The 13,114-nt window shown below is 62.0% G+C and carries 13 protein-coding genes and 1 tRNA gene; 6 read left to right on the forward strand and 8 right to left on the reverse strand.

Going from position 1 to position 13,114, the window contains the following annotated elements; genetic code table 11:
* Positions 1-8: 8 nt before the first annotated feature.
* Complete coding sequence (locus CSV91_RS10050; protein WP_157758007.1) at positions 9-1,955, reverse strand: DUF2207 domain-containing protein; 1,947 nt, start codon at positions 1,953-1,955, stop codon at positions 9-11.
* 395 nt (positions 1,956-2,350) lie between these two features.
* Here CSV91_RS10050 and gluQRS point away from each other — a divergent pair, with 395 nt between their 5' ends.
* Positions 2,351-3,469: a tRNA glutamyl-Q(34) synthetase GluQRS gene (gene gluQRS, locus CSV91_RS06530; RefSeq protein WP_269148479.1), complete on the forward strand. Its 1,119-nt coding sequence runs from the start codon at positions 2,351-2,353 to the stop codon at positions 3,467-3,469.
* A gap of 15 nt (positions 3,470-3,484) precedes the next feature.
* Here gluQRS and CSV91_RS06535 read toward each other — a convergent pair whose 3' ends face one another.
* Together CSV91_RS06535 and CSV91_RS06540 are read right to left on the reverse strand one after the other, a co-directional pair.
* The gene (locus CSV91_RS06535) at positions 3,485-4,210 is read right to left on the reverse strand and encodes a metallophosphoesterase (protein ID WP_099432252.1); all 726 of its coding nucleotides are present in this window, start codon (positions 4,208-4,210) and stop codon (positions 3,485-3,487) included.
* 85 nt (positions 4,211-4,295) lie between these two features.
* Complete coding sequence (locus tag CSV91_RS06540; protein ID WP_099432253.1) at positions 4,296-4,535, reverse strand: hypothetical protein; 240 nt, start codon at positions 4,533-4,535, stop codon at positions 4,296-4,298.
* A 556-nt stretch (positions 4,536-5,091) separates the two neighbouring features.
* Between CSV91_RS06540 and CSV91_RS06545 the strand changes: the two genes are divergently transcribed.
* Genes CSV91_RS06545 through CSV91_RS06555 form a run of 3 tightly spaced genes read left to right on the forward strand, consistent with a single transcriptional unit; the run spans position 5,092 to position 7,711 of the window.
* Entirely contained in the window at positions 5,092-5,634 is a 543-nt protein-coding gene (locus CSV91_RS06545; RefSeq protein ID WP_099432254.1) for a UBA domain-containing protein, read from the forward strand.
* An 18-nt stretch (positions 5,635-5,652) separates the two neighbouring features.
* On the forward strand, positions 5,653-6,432 hold the full coding sequence (locus CSV91_RS06550) for a response regulator transcription factor (RefSeq protein ID WP_099432255.1): 780 nt from the start codon (positions 5,653-5,655) through the stop codon (positions 6,430-6,432).
* Complete coding sequence (locus CSV91_RS06555) at positions 6,416-7,711, forward strand: sensor histidine kinase (RefSeq protein ID WP_099432256.1); 1,296 nt, start codon at positions 6,416-6,418, stop codon at positions 7,709-7,711. Before CSV91_RS06550 ends, CSV91_RS06555 begins: the two co-directional genes overlap by 17 nt.
* 75 nt (positions 7,712-7,786) lie before the next feature.
* Here the strand turns inward: CSV91_RS06555 and CSV91_RS06560 are convergent, their stop codons facing one another.
* Together CSV91_RS06560 and CSV91_RS06565 are read right to left on the reverse strand one after the other, a co-directional pair.
* Positions 7,787-8,161 (reverse strand): VOC family protein, encoded by a 375-nt coding sequence (locus tag CSV91_RS06560; RefSeq protein ID WP_099432257.1) that lies wholly within the window; start codon positions 8,159-8,161, stop codon positions 7,787-7,789.
* Positions 8,162-8,172: 11 nt separating this feature from the next.
* Positions 8,173-8,460: a PTS sugar transporter subunit IIB gene (locus tag CSV91_RS06565; RefSeq protein ID WP_006235903.1), complete on the reverse strand. Its 288-nt coding sequence runs from the start codon at positions 8,458-8,460 to the stop codon at positions 8,173-8,175.
* A 163-nt stretch (positions 8,461-8,623) separates the two neighbouring features.
* Between CSV91_RS06565 and CSV91_RS06570 the strand changes: the two genes are divergently transcribed.
* Both CSV91_RS06570 and CSV91_RS06575 read left to right on the forward strand, forming a co-directional pair.
* The gene (locus CSV91_RS06570; RefSeq protein ID WP_099432258.1) at positions 8,624-9,247 is read left to right on the forward strand and encodes a hypothetical protein; all 624 of its coding nucleotides are present in this window, start codon (positions 8,624-8,626) and stop codon (positions 9,245-9,247) included.
* Between the two features lie 31 nt (positions 9,248-9,278).
* Positions 9,279-9,363: transfer RNA gene (locus CSV91_RS06575), tRNA-Leu, on the forward strand.
* 300 nt (positions 9,364-9,663) lie between these two features.
* Here CSV91_RS06575 and CSV91_RS06580 read toward each other — a convergent pair.
* The 3 genes from CSV91_RS06580 to eno all read right to left on the reverse strand — a co-directional run bounded on the left by CSV91_RS06580 (position 9,664) and on the right by eno (position 12,940).
* The gene (locus CSV91_RS06580; protein ID WP_099432259.1) at positions 9,664-10,665 is read right to left on the reverse strand and encodes a Ppx/GppA phosphatase family protein; all 1,002 of its coding nucleotides are present in this window, start codon (positions 10,663-10,665) and stop codon (positions 9,664-9,666) included.
* 19 nt (positions 10,666-10,684) lie between these two features.
* Entirely contained in the window at positions 10,685-11,455 is a 771-nt protein-coding gene (locus CSV91_RS10155) for an FtsB family cell division protein (RefSeq protein WP_232049580.1), read from the reverse strand.
* Positions 11,456-11,650: 195 nt separating this feature from the next.
* Positions 11,651-12,940 carry a phosphopyruvate hydratase gene (eno, locus tag CSV91_RS06590; RefSeq protein WP_099432260.1) on the reverse strand — a complete coding sequence of 430 codons (1,290 nt, stop codon included), beginning with the start codon at positions 12,938-12,940 and terminating at the stop codon, positions 11,651-11,653.
* Positions 12,941-13,114 lie beyond the last annotated feature (174 nt).

Genomic DNA, 13,114 nt, shown 5'->3' on the forward strand with positions numbered 1-13,114 from the left:
AGCGCTCGCTAGAACGTTCCGCCGCCGCCTCCGCCGGCGCCGCCACCACCGCCGCCAGAGAAGCCGCCGCCGCTGCCGCCGCTCGAGCTATCGGAACTCGAAGCCAGCTCGCGGATGGTCTCGTGATACACATCGTTGAACGAATCGAGCGGAGACTCGTTGCCGTAGTGATGGTAATACCACCAGTAGCAGGGGTAGTTGTCGTAGAAATCGTCGCTGTTGCGCAGATCCGCAGGCACGGCCTCGGCCAGCTGTCGCAGCACTTCTTTCGAAACGCCCAGGGCAACGCCCATCACCAGCAGCTTGTTCCACAAGATCAGGTCGCTGGGAACGGCCTCCTTCAGACGCGTAAAGTCCTCGAGCCAATGCTTGAGCGCCTTGCAGCGAGCCGCCACCTCGGCGCCCTCCGGCGTGTATCGACGGAAGGTGCAGCTCAGGACAAAGCCCACGATCGTGACGGGAATCGAGATCATAGCGGCGCCGACGTTGGCGTCCGCAAAGTCGGTATAGATCAGAGAGCCCAGAATGCCAAAGACAATGATGATGCCGAGAACCAGGCCGGCCACCATCGCGATAGTGCCATCCGATGCGATAAACTCGCGCGCCTCCAGCTTGCCCTTAACCGTGCTCTGATAGTCCTCGAGCTTGTCGCCAACAGATGTGGTGCGCTCGCTAGCGTACTCCTCCAGCTCGCTAAACGTGCGTGAACGGACGCCGTCTTTATCGGGCTTAACGCCGGCGAAGAAGACCTTGAGCACATCGCGATCGATGCCGTCCTTCTTGGCAGCCTTCCAGGCCTCGTTGGTCACTGTGATGCGATACGTCTGCTCCTCTTTTTCGCGACGGAGCAGACCCTTCTTCTTGGTCTCGGTCGCTTCTTCCAGCTTGATCACGCGATCGTCGGTCAGCTTCATCAGTGTGGCGATATATGCCTGATCGGGCACATCGTTCCAGCTCATGAGAGCTGCAAGCACCGCGGGATGGTCGGCCGAGGGCACATCGCGGAAGTACTCGTCCTGGAAGAGCGGCTTGGGCTTGGGCCTGCGCAGCTTAAGCATCACGATCACACCGGTATAGGCAACCGCCACGACAACACACACCACGGCAATCGCGCCGGCAACCGCACGCGCGTGCTCACGGCGAGCGTTGGCCTCGTCGGCCCATTCCTTCTCTTCGCTCAGAATCGTCGACATGCGCTTTTCGCCCGAGACGGCAAGCTGCGGCACCCAGTCGCTGGGGAAGGCGATGCGTGCCTCGGCGAATTCGCCCTCATGCACGCAGGGAATGGTATAGGTGACCATGGGCTCGTCCGCATCGAGCGACACGTCGCCCGTCAGCGGGCCGTGGCCCCATGCGCGGAAGTTATCGCCCTTGACGGCAGCCGTCCCGGCAGCGGCATTTGCGAAGTAGACCTCCATCTCGACGTCATCGGAGTCCGCCGACCAGCCGTCGCCGACGAATTTCCAGTAAAGCTCGGCGGTATCGGCCCAGTTCATAACCGCACCGGTCATGGAATAACTCACGTAGTAGATTGCGCTGTCGCCGCTCTCGTGGGGGCTGAACACCTTAATCTTTACGCCGTCGTCGGACTGTTCCACCGTGTAAACGCCGTCGTCGCCTTTGTTTGCGCTGTCGACCTTGTTAAACGCAGTGTCGTCTTCCTCGACGCTCAGCACATTGACGACCACCGAGCCGCCTTGCTGGTTAGAGCCTGTATTGATATCCCAATACACGCCGTTGATGTCATCGCCGAAATCGAACTGGCGTCCCTCGACAACGGTCAGCGAGCCATCGGCCTCAACCGTGGCGCCGATGTAGGTTTGGCTCATGGAGTAGCCGTCGGCGTGCGCGACGGCAGGCAGCAGCAACAACGCAAGCGCGACGAGTGCGCAGACGGAAGCGAACCGCGCAAACAGGCGGCGCTGCCGACAGGGCTGGGCAACGGGGGCGTTCATAGGCACATCCTTTGTCTGTGGTACCAGTAGCGTCATTGTCCCACGTTTGCGGGTTCATGTGACGAACATCTAGGCCAGCGGAGCGTCAAAACGGGACAAAAGTCACGACCGTGGCCGGCACCTGGGGACGTTCCTTATCTGCCGGCAATCTGGGACACTCCTTGGCATAGCCCGCTCCGGCAATAGATACCACTTCATAGCTCCATCACAGGTGTAGCGGCTTTGTGTGGGCGCGGCATGCGCTGATTGAGCCGCCAGTTGAGGGGCATAAAGCAGTTGAGCGAAAACGGTTTGCCCCTTTGCCGTCCGCTCGAGGATCATGTCCCCCTTTTCCGCGGAAACCCCGGCAGTTGCGAAGAGCTGCCGGGGTTTCTGTCGTTTGAGGGCTAGATTGATTGACGGCGATTAAGGCGCCGAGCCGGTGGTCCGGCACGCGCAACGCGCGGCCTCAGCAACTTGCAGGCCACGGCAGCGTCTCCCCCACCGCGCCCCGCGCTATACTCGTCCGCATGGACATCAACGCACGCAACATAGCAACACCCGCCGCCGACGCGCCAACGACGCCGGCCGCCCCCACCCCCGTCGTGGGGCGCTTTGCCCCGTCGCCCTCGGGCCGCATGCACCTGGGCAACGTGTTCAGCTGCCTGTGCGCATGGCTTTCGGCCCGCAGCCAGGGCGGCAGCATCGTGTTACGCATTGAGGACCTGGACGATCGCTGCAAGCGCCCCGAACTTGCCACTCAATTGATTGACGACCTGGCCTGGCTGGGGCTGGAGTGGGACGAAGGCCCCTACTACCAGCACGACCGCCTGGACTTGTACGAGGACGCCCTGCGCCAGTTGCAATACGCCGGCCTCACCTATCCCTGCTTTTGCACGCGCGCCGAGCTCCACGCCGCGAGCGCACCGCACGCGAGCGACGGCACGCCCATCTACCGTGGCGCCTGCCGAAGTCTTTCGGCCGAGGAGGTGGCCCGTCGCAGCGCCCTGCGCGCCCCGGCCACACGTCTGTGCGTGCCCACCGTCGACGACCTCGCAGACGACGTGATCGAATTTGTGGACCGCACGTACGGGGCCCAATGCGAGGCGCTCGCCACCGAGTGCGGCGACTTTTTGGTACGCCGCAGCGACGGCGTGTTTGCCTATCAGCTAGCCGTGGTGGTCGACGACGCTGCCATGGGCGTCACCGAGGTCGTGCGCGGATGCGACCTGCTGGGGTCCACGCCGCGCCAGATCTATCTGCAGCACCTGTTGGGACTGCCCACGCCGCACTACGCACATATTCCGCTGCTCATGGCACCGGACGGCCGCCGCCTTTCCAAACGAGACCGCGATCTGGACCTGGGCGAACTCCGCGCCCGCTTTGGCACGCCTGAAGCGCTGCTGGGCTGGCTCGCCGGGCAAACGGGCATCGCGCCGGACACCACGCCGCGCTCTGCCGAGCGGCTGGTCGAGCACTTTAGCTGGGACGTCATCCGCGCGCACCGAGAGAACATCACTGTAACGGCCGAGTAGCCAGCCATCCCGCCTCTACGCAACATCCCAGGACTGGAGTTCGTCGCCCAGGCGAACGATGCAGTCGTAGAGCACGGTATGGCGCTCGGCCGGGTTGGCATCACGATGAAAATGCCCGTAGTACCAGCGCTTGTAGTCCAAGCGATCTTCCAGCTCATCGAAAAACGCCGTAAGCCGATCAACGGCGGGGCAATTCCAGCCGGGCGCCGGATAAAGCGTGGGCGAAAGCATGCGCGTAGAGCAGGTGTGGGTGATCACGTAGTCGACCTTCCAGCCCACGCTGTCGAGCTTTGTCCGCGCCTCCTCAAAGTTGCGCTCGTCCGGCAGCTCCTGCGGCCACCAGCTGGAATACGGAATGCGGTATTCCTTGTCCACGCTCGTGGCGCCGCCCATGGTAAAGACCGTTGAGCCGTCGAGCTCAAAAACCTCGCCGCGCGTCAGGCGCCGTATGGGCGAGGTGTCCGACAAACGCTGTGTCAGTCCGCCGTGCCACAACTCCATGGGTCGCTCCGCCCAGTGGTCGAAACGTTCGTGGTTGCCGTCGACGAACAGCACGGTATAGGGGCGCGACTCCAGCCAAGCGATGTCGGCGCACTCCTCGGCAGAGAAATCCCACGGAAAGCCAAAGTCGCCGGCAATGATGAGATAGTCGTCGCTCGTCAGGCTTTCCCCAAGATCCCAATCGCGCAGCTTTTGCATGTCGAGGCCGCCGTGAATATCGCCCGTCACATAGACCGTCATCGGATCACCACTTCCCCGTAAGTCGCTAGCCCACATTCTGCACGATCACTAAGCCAACCGTTCCAGCCCTTCCATCCTTTAGGACCTACCCCTCGTTCTTCCATCCAAACGGGTCGAGCACCCAAAAAATCAGATCGAGCACGCCGCCGGTCATCATGGCGCCGGCAAAGGCCATGCAAACGTGCAGAGAACTGGCACTTCGGAGCACATCAAACGGTCCCAGAACAGCCAGCAGCGCGACCGCTGCGCCGGCAAGGCACAACGCGAGGCACGGCCCCGCGTCCTTGACGCACTTCTTTGCGAGATGCTTGGTGTTATCACTCATCGATATCGAACTCCTTAGAGGGTCGTTGCTTTGATTCACACCGCCACGACAGAGCAAGGCGGCAGGTTAAGTGTCACATATCGTGCGGACATCAATGGAGAAACCGCCTGCTCGACCAACCCTTGACGCCGTTTTGCACCGGTACCCCATCTCCCGCTATCGAGGTCTAATACTTTTCCACGAAGTGAACGTCTGTTTTTGGACCCCTGAAGCATCCGCATTTTTCGTCGGCAAAATCGCAGGATTCCAGTATCGAAACCGCAGGAAACGATGCCCTTAAAGTGTCGATGCTTCGGGGGTCCAATTTAGCTCGTTCACTTCTCGGAAAAGTATTAGACCTCGCTGCTAGCTACCCAGAAGGACACCTCTCCCTTCCCCACTGCCACCCAAAAACTCATCCAACATTAATCTTGGCTCAAGAATCGCTTAATCTATAACCTGCACTATAGAGTTCGACCAAGGGCGGGGCGGCGCCGCGCAACGCAGGCCGCCGAACGCAACGCTCGCGCCCGGGCAAATCGCCCGGCGTCGCGCCCATCGAACGAAAGGACAGGTCATGGACGACCTCGAAAAAGTTGAAACCATCCGCACCAAGTGCAGCGTGAGCTACACCGATGCCAAGGCCGCGCTCGACGCCGCCGACGGCAACGTTCTGGATGCCATCATTTGGCTCGAGTCGCAGGGCAAGACCCAGACCACGTCGGCGCATGCCGCCACCGAGTCCGCGCCAGTCGATGAGCCCTCTGCCGAGATGGTCGCCGCGCAGGCAGCCTACGAAAAGTCGAGCGAAAAGACCGACTTCTCCAAGAAGATGGACAGCGTGTGGGAGTACCTCAAAAAGCTCTTCCGCCTGAGTCTGGACACCAAGTTTATCGCCACGCGCCGCGATGCGATCATCCTCAACATCCCCATCCTGATCCCCATCGTCGCGCTGTTTGCCTGGGGCGCCACGATATGGCTGATGCTGATTGGCCTGTTCTTTGGCATGCGCTACCGCATCGACAGCGACGGCGACGTGCCCGGCAGCATCAACAACCTGATGGATAGCGCTGCCAACGCCGCAGACGACATCAAGCAAAATCTCAACGACGACAAGTAATCGCAGACGGGGGCACGCATGGCACGGATCTTGATCGTAGAGGACGAGGAGAAAATCGCTCGCTTTGTGACGCTCGAGCTGGAGCACGAGGGCTACCAGGTGGAACACGCCGCCGATGGCCGCACCGCCGTGGACCTGGCGCTGGAGCGCGACTACGATCTGATTCTGCTCGACGTGCTGTTGCCGCAGCTCAGCGGCATGGAGGTCTTGCGGCGTGTCCGCAAGCACAAGGATGTGCCGGTGATTATGGTCACCGCGCGCGATGCCGTGATGGACAAAGTGGCCGGGCTCGATGCCGGTGCCGACGATTACCTGACCAAGCCATTTGCGATTGAGGAGCTGTTCGCACGGATCCGCGTGGCGCTGAAGCGCTCGGAGGCCGTGCGGGCGGCTTCGGGCGTTGGCGGCATCGGGACGGGCGCGGCGAGCGACGCGGGCGGGAGCGCCACTGCGATGCCGCCGGTCAGCGACTCGACCCAGGCTTCCGCCACGCCCTCCCACGCCGCGCTTACCGTTAACTCGGTTGCGCTCGACCCCGACCGCCGCGAAGTCACGGTCGGCGGCTCGCCCATCGCGCTCACGGCCCGCGAGTTCGATGTCCTCGCCCTGCTTATGACGCATGCCGAAACCGTGCTCACGCGCGAGCGCATCGCGCACGAGGCGCTGGGCTACGACTACGTAGGCGACACCAACAACGTCGACGTGCACATCGCGCACCTGCGCGCCAAGATCGAGGACGCCGGCGGCGCCCGCATCATCCAAACCGTGCGCGGGGTGGGCTATGTCTGCCGCGCGTAACGCCGAGACCAAGCGCGTCACCTCCATCGCCCGCGCCATCAACTGGAGCTACATGTGGCGCCGCTTGATGAGCTACGTCTGGCTCGATCTGCTGCTGATGGTGACTGCAGCGGCGATCCTCGTCTATGGATACAACCAGACGCTGCCCGACGGCGCGTTTACCGCTGGATGGATCCCCGGCGCCGCCGTTCGCAGCATGTCGCTGACGCCCGCGCGCGGCTGGGACCTGACAACGCTCACCTATACCGTCGAGCTTGCGCGTACCACCAAGACTTTCCCCCTCGCGCAGGACCTCGTCACGCTATGGCCTCTCTACCTTGTCGTTGTGAGTTGGCAGGTCATCAGCGTGCTCAACATGCTCGGCGGCGCCCGCCGCGTGCGCCGCACCATGGCGCCGCTCAACGATCTGGCCCTGCGCGTGGACGAACTCGGCCGCATGCAGCTCTCCGGCGGCAAGATGGAAACACTGGAGCAGGCCATCGAGCGCGCAAGCGTCGACTCGCCAAGCGTCACTACCGGCGACGCCGACCTGGCAAGCATCGAGGTTGCACTCAACCGCCTACTGCGCCAGATGCAAGAGGCCAAGCTGCAGCAGATGCGCTTTGTCAACGATGCGAGCCACGAGCTGCGCACGCCCATCGCGGTGATTCAGGGCTACGTGAATATGCTCGACCGCTGGGGCAAAGACGACCCGGACGTGCTGGCAGAGTCCATTGCCTCGCTCAAGGCCGAAAGCGAGCATATGCAGGAGCTCGTGGAGCAGCTGCTGTTTTTGGCGCGCGGCGATGCCGGACGCACAGTCCTGCGGCGTGCGAATACTAACCTGGCCGCGCTGGTCGGCGAGGTATGCGAGGAATCGCAGATGATCGATGCCGCGCACACGTATCGGCCGGCCTTTGACGCTGCACTTGCCAGCGACCCGCGCTGTGACGCACCCGTTGACGTGGCGCTCGTGAAGCAGGCTCTGCGCGTGATCGTGCAAAACGCCGCCAAGTACTCGGATGCGGGAACGACCGTCACATTTGGCATAACGCCCGATGCGGGCATGGGCACGATCGACATAAGTGTTGAGGACGAGGGCATCGGCATGAACCAGGAATCCGCAGCTCACGCGTTTGAACGGTTCTACCGCGCCGACAACGCACGCGATGCCGGCGCGCAGGGCTCGGGTCTGGGGCTTGCCATTGCCAAGTGGATCGTCGACAGCCACGGCGGCGTCATCGGTGTGACCTCAGTCGAGGGCGTCGGCAGTCGCTTTACGATTCGCCTGCCACGATAGAAAGCCCCTCGGCATAAATAAAGGGATAAGGCCATGCGGCCCTATCCCTTTTTGCTAGCTATAGCAGCCTGTGCGCTACTCGCGGCACAGGTGCACGGCGAAGCCGGCGAACTCGCGCTTAAAGTACACGAGCTTGGTGCCGCCGTCGGGCAGCAGCACGCGCGACTCCTCGTTGACCTCGAGCCCGCGCTCGGCAAACCACTTCTCGGCCGCATCGATGTCGTTGACGGCAAAGCCGATGTGGCCCTTGGTGCCACGACCGTTCTGCTTCATGACCTCGATCAGCGAATCGTTAAAGTACGAAACCGGGGTCTCAATAACGGGCAGGCCCATCATCGTCGAGAACAGCTCCGCGATCTCCAGGGCATCGGCCGGGTCGGTGGCGTTGATGCCCACGTGGGCGACGCGCATGCCAAAGAGCTCCACCGGGTTGGTGTTCTGCTCACTCATACAGGCAGCGCCTACTGAGCCATAACGTCGAGAACGGCTTTCTCGGCAGCGACGCGGTTCATGCCGGTCATGAAGGGCACGCCACTCACGTACGGGCAGGTGAGGCCCTCGGGGGCAACGGTGGTGGCGATCAGCAGGTCGGCGCCCTCGTCGCAGTAGTCCTTGGCCTCGGAGATGGCGCACTGCACGATCTCGTACTTGTCGGCGTAACCGTTGGCGTCGAGCAGGGTGGCGACCTTCTGGGCAACAAGCGTGGAAGTAGCAGCGCCAGCACCGCAAGCCAAAACGATCTTCTTCATAGGTAATGTCTCCCTTCATGGTTTACTTTAGGTAAGTGTACCGCAGCGAGCGATGGCACTTAGCCTCGATGAGCTTTTATGCCAGTTTGCTTGCGCGCTGCGTATAATACATCTAGTACGTGTTGTCATACCGCTCGCGCTACGAGCGACTAAGGACCCTAATATGCCCGATTCCCGCACCCTCTGGACCGCCGTCGTTATCATCTGCATCGCCGTGTCGGTGTTTTTTAGCGTCAAAAAACGCACCACGTTCAAGCGCCTGCAGCAGTTGATGGCCGCCAAACAGTGGGCCGAGTTCGATCGCTTGCTCGACGGCAAACTCACCAGCATGCTGTACCCGCGCTATAACCGCGACTACCTGCGCCTGAACTCCTATCTGCTGCGCGAGGACCACAAGCGCGCCGACGAGATGTTCGATTTGCTGCTGGGACTCAATCTGCCCAAGATGCAGCGCGTCGACCTGGTGATTAAGGCCTTTAACTACTACGTTGGCCAGGAGGACCGCAAAAAATCCAAGGAGCTCCTGCACGAGATCAAGGGCTTTGAGGGCGGTCAGGCCGAGGCAGTCGCGCACGAATGCCAACTGATGTACGACACGATGATCTTGAAGCGCCACAACGACATTCCCGAGCTGGAGCGCATGCTCAAGGAGGCCGGTGACGACAAGGTCAAGAGCTGCCGCCTGGAATACCTGCTGGCCCTGCAGTACAAGAACAAGGGCGACGAAGCCAAGTTCCAGGAGTTCCTGGAGAAGTCGGGCCAACACTCGATGGCCGTCAACGCGTAACGGACGGCTTGTGCTAGACTTCTAGTCTCACGGGGGCGTGGCGGAATTGGCATACGCAGGAGACTTAAAATCTCTCGCCGCAAGGATTGTGGGTTCGAGTCCCACCGCCCCTACCATGTATTGCTTACGAGCTCGTGTCCCCCAGGGATGCGGGCTCGTTTCTTTTACACGCCGGTGGGGCTCGAACCCGCGAGGGGGCGAGCGTCAAGCGGACGCGCAGCGTCCGCAGCGAGCCGGCGAGGGCGCCGGCAGGCGGCCGAAGCCGGTGCGGATTTGCGCAGCAAATACGCAGACGTCCCACCGCCCCTACCACGTATTGTTTACGAGCCCGTGTCCCCCAGGGATGCGGGCTCGTTTCTTTTGGATGCCGTCAACTGCAGAGCAGCTCATTTGGGACAGAGCTTTTTTGACCACTTTTAAAGGGCACTCAGGCTGGGAGTCCAGGCGATGGTGGGGGTTGCACCGTCAAGAGTCTCGTTGATGGTGGCGGCCATACCGGCGAGTAGGCTATTCTCGCTTACGGTGAGCGTCTTGTAGCCGCCGGCACGCATGAGCTCGCGAATCACCACGGCGCCAGCCAAGATCACGCCCGCGCGTTTGGGCTGCACACCCGGTAGCGCGGCGATGCCGTCCGCGTCCAACACAGACATGTGCTCGATAGCAGCCGAAATCTGTTCCATCGAAAGCTCGCGCAGGTGCACAAAGCTCGAATCATACGGCTCCAGCTCGTGAACCAGCGCCACGAGAGTGGTGACGGTGCCACCCACCGCGACCAGGCGCTCTGCACGCTCAAAATTGCTCGGCAGGCCCTCAAAATAGGCGGCGAACTGCTCGCCCGCCCAGTTGGCAGCGGCAGCAAGCTCGCCGTCCGCAGGCGGCAGTGCCGAGAAAAACCGCTCCGTCACGCGGCGACAACCGATGTCCAGCGAACGCGTACCCTCCAGCGCGAAGACCCCACGCTCCGGTGCGTACACACCCGTCGCGAGTTCCGTGGATCCGCCACCCGAATCGGCAACAATGATGCGCTCGCCGGCAAAGTCGTGCGCCACGCCAAAAAACGTCAGGCGCGCCTCGACCTCGCCCGGAATCACCTGCGGTTCGAGCCCCAGCTTACGCAGGCCGTCCAGCAGCAGGGCGGCATTGGATGCATCGCGCGCGGCGCTCGTGCATGTGGTGCAAATGCACGCGGCCCCAAAGGCACGCGCCTCGTCCACAAACATGCGGCATGCAGCGAGCACGCGCTCGACCGCCGCCTCGCAAAAGCGGCCCGTCGCGTCGACGCCCTCGCCCAGATCGGTAATCTCGGTGTGCTTGGACGATTCCACGATCGCCCCGCCCTCGACCTGGGCCAACACCAGTCGCGACGACACCGTTCCCAGGTCGATCGCCGCCACCTTATAGCGTTTGCAATTTGTCATTGCGGCCCCCCTCCGGGCGCTATTTGCCGTTGGACACGACCGCCTGGCCCTCGACACCGTTAAACCCAAACAGCATGTCGAGCGCCTGGATGTACCACGGCGCGTCCTTACCGACTTCTTCGATTTCCTTGGCAACTTCGCTGGCCTTCTTGGCGTTCGACGACTTCTTGCTCGAAGACGAATCTGAATCGTCATCCAGACCCAGCACGTCAATCTTGGTCTCGCCGGGCATCACCAGGCCCAGGTCCTCGGACGCCGCGTCCTTAATGCCCTCCTCCGAGAGCAGTTTGTCGACGCTTTTTTGCAGCTCATCATTGTATTGCTGACGAATCTCGACCTGCTTGGCCAAGATATCGCTCGAACGCTTTGCCACGTACAGATCGCGCACAGGGAAATACAGGCTCACGAGCACCAGGGCAACGACAATGCCGATGAATAGCCCTCGCTGAGGACCGTGGGTAAAGTCGTAAATTGCCTTGACCACTGCGTTGTCGTTGGCGTAGTGCATAAAGTCCGAGCCGGAAAGACGGCTTGAGGGCCTGGTCGACTTTTCGTGCGTTTGAGCCGAGGGGCGCTGCGTACGCGAAGCATGCGTCGGGCGCGCCGAACGTGACGGGCGGTCCGTCGACATATTCATTTGAGCATGGGAGTCCGAATTGCCTGCCGTGCGATGCGTGGGACGGGCAGCGCCCGTATAATCGGGCCCGCCAAGCTGCACCGAATGCGCACGACGAGACGACGGCTCACGCGAACCGGCGGAATAGTACCTGTTGTCGTAAATCTGATCCATGTGCGCCTTGTGCGGTTGAGGTTTGTTTGCGCTAAGTCCTTTAGTTATAGCACGAGCGCCCGCACCGCCTTCGCCAGCCTTTGCTCGACATAAAAAAGGCGCTGAGCCACACGGCCCAGCGCCAATAGTGCTTTGCGGCATCCGGGCAAGGCGGGGCGGAACCGAGTCCACCCCCTCCCCGCCAGGCTCATCTGTCTAGCGGATGTTGTAGAACGCAGACTTGCCGGCGTAGCGCGCGCTGCCCTCGAGCTCGTCCTCGATGCGGATGAGCTGGTTATACTTGGCGATGCGATCACTGCGGCACGGGGCGCCCGACTTAATCTGGCCGGCGTTGACGCCCACGACCAGGTCGGCGATCGTGGAGTCCTCGGTCTCGCCGGAACGGTGGCTCACGATGCAAGCATAGCCGGCCTCCTTGGCGGTTTCGATGGCCTCGAGCGACTCGGTGAGCGTGCCGATCTGGTTGACCTTGACTAGAATCGCGTTGGCAGCGCCCAGTTCGATGCCCTTCTTGAGGCGCTCGGTGTTGGTAACGAACAGGTCGTCGCCCACCAGCTGCACCTTGTTGCCAATGCGACGGGTGAGCTCAACCCAGCCGTCCCAGTCCTCCTCGGCCATGCCGTCCTCGATGGAGATGATGGGATAGGTGTCGACGAGCTTCTCCCAGTAATCGACCATCTGGGCGCTCGTGTACTCCACGCCCTCGCCCTTGAGCTCGTACATACCGGTCTCGGCGTTGTAGAACTCGGTGGACGCCGGGTCCATGGCGTACATGAAGTCGACGCCGGGCTTAAAGCCAGCCTTCTCGACGGCCTTGGTAATGTACTCGAACGGTTCGGCATTGGTTTTGAGGTTGGGCGCGAAACCGCCCTCGTCGCCCACGCCGCCGCCAAGGCCGGCCTCGTGCAGCACGCCCTTGAGGGTGTGATAGACCTCGGCGCACCAGCGCAGGCCCTCGGCAAAGCTCGGAGCACCCACAGGCATGATCATGAACTCCTGGAAGTCAACGTTGTTGTCGGCATGCACGCCACCGTTGAGGATGTTCATCATGGGTGTGGGCAGCAGGTGAGCGTTGACGCCGCCCAGGTACTGGTACAGCGACAGACCCGCCGACTCGGCAGCGGCGCGGGCAACAGCCAGCGACACGCCCAGAATGGCGTTGGCGCCGAGCTTGGTCTTGTTGGGGGTACCGTCCGCGGCAATCAGCGCCGCATCGACGGCGCGCTGATCGAAGGCATCGAGGCCCACGACGGCATCGGCGCACTCGTTGTTGACGTGTTCGACGGCCTGTGAGACGCCCTTGCCCAGGTAGCGACCCTTGTCGCCATCGCGCAGCTCGCATGCCTCAAAGGCGCCGGTCGAAGCGCCCGAAGGCACCATCGCGCGGCCGAAGCTGCCGTCCTCGAGCACGACCTCGACCTCGACGGTGGGGTTGCCGCGGCTGTCGAGCACCTCGCGACCGTAGACGTCCAAAATATCGCTCATGTTGTCTCCCTCTCACTTGGAAACGTAGTTGATGCAAGCGACTGGCCGACCGTGCACCATCGGTGCGCCTCCGTAAGTTAGCCATGTCGCACTTTTTGCATTATGCCCTAAGTTAGCCGAGGGATACAATTGTTTTTCGAAAAATTTAGCGGGAACGATGAGGCATGTCAGCCC

Source organism: Collinsella aerofaciens (assembly GCF_002736145.1).
Classification (GTDB): Bacteria; Actinomycetota; Coriobacteriia; order Coriobacteriales; family Coriobacteriaceae; genus Collinsella; species Collinsella aerofaciens_A.

What these genes read in the sequence shown, in the direction of transcription:
- CSV91_RS10050 (WP_157758007.1), bottom strand. Translation starts at nt 1,955, where the DNA reads ATGAACGCCCCCGTTGCCCAGCCCTGTCGGCAGCGCCGCCTGTTTGCG.
- CSV91_RS06535 (WP_099432252.1), bottom strand. Translation starts at nt 4,210, where the DNA reads ATGACGGTCTATGTGACGGGCGATATTCACGGCGGCCTCGACATGCAA.
- CSV91_RS06540 (WP_099432253.1), bottom strand. Translation starts at nt 4,535, where the DNA reads ATGAGTGATAACACCAAGCATCTCGCAAAGAAGTGCGTCAAGGACGCG.
- CSV91_RS06545 (WP_099432254.1), top strand. Translation starts at nt 5,092, where the DNA reads ATGGACGACCTCGAAAAAGTTGAAACCATCCGCACCAAGTGCAGCGTG.
- CSV91_RS06550 (WP_099432255.1), top strand. Translation starts at nt 5,653, where the DNA reads ATGGCACGGATCTTGATCGTAGAGGACGAGGAGAAAATCGCTCGCTTT.
- CSV91_RS06555 (WP_099432256.1), top strand. Translation starts at nt 6,416, where the DNA reads ATGTCTGCCGCGCGTAACGCCGAGACCAAGCGCGTCACCTCCATCGCC.
- CSV91_RS06560 (WP_099432257.1), bottom strand. Translation starts at nt 8,161, where the DNA reads ATGAGTGAGCAGAACACCAACCCGGTGGAGCTCTTTGGCATGCGCGTC.
- CSV91_RS06565 (WP_006235903.1), bottom strand. Translation starts at nt 8,460, where the DNA reads ATGAAGAAGATCGTTTTGGCTTGCGGTGCTGGCGCTGCTACTTCCACG.
- CSV91_RS06570 (WP_099432258.1), top strand. Translation starts at nt 8,624, where the DNA reads ATGCCCGATTCCCGCACCCTCTGGACCGCCGTCGTTATCATCTGCATC.
- CSV91_RS06580 (WP_099432259.1), bottom strand. Translation starts at nt 10,665, where the DNA reads ATGACAAATTGCAAACGCTATAAGGTGGCGGCGATCGACCTGGGAACG.
- CSV91_RS10155 (WP_232049580.1), bottom strand. Translation starts at nt 11,455, where the DNA reads ATGGATCAGATTTACGACAACAGGTACTATTCCGCCGGTTCGCGTGAG.
- eno (WP_099432260.1), bottom strand. Translation starts at nt 12,940, where the DNA reads ATGAGCGATATTTTGGACGTCTACGGTCGCGAGGTGCTCGACAGCCGC.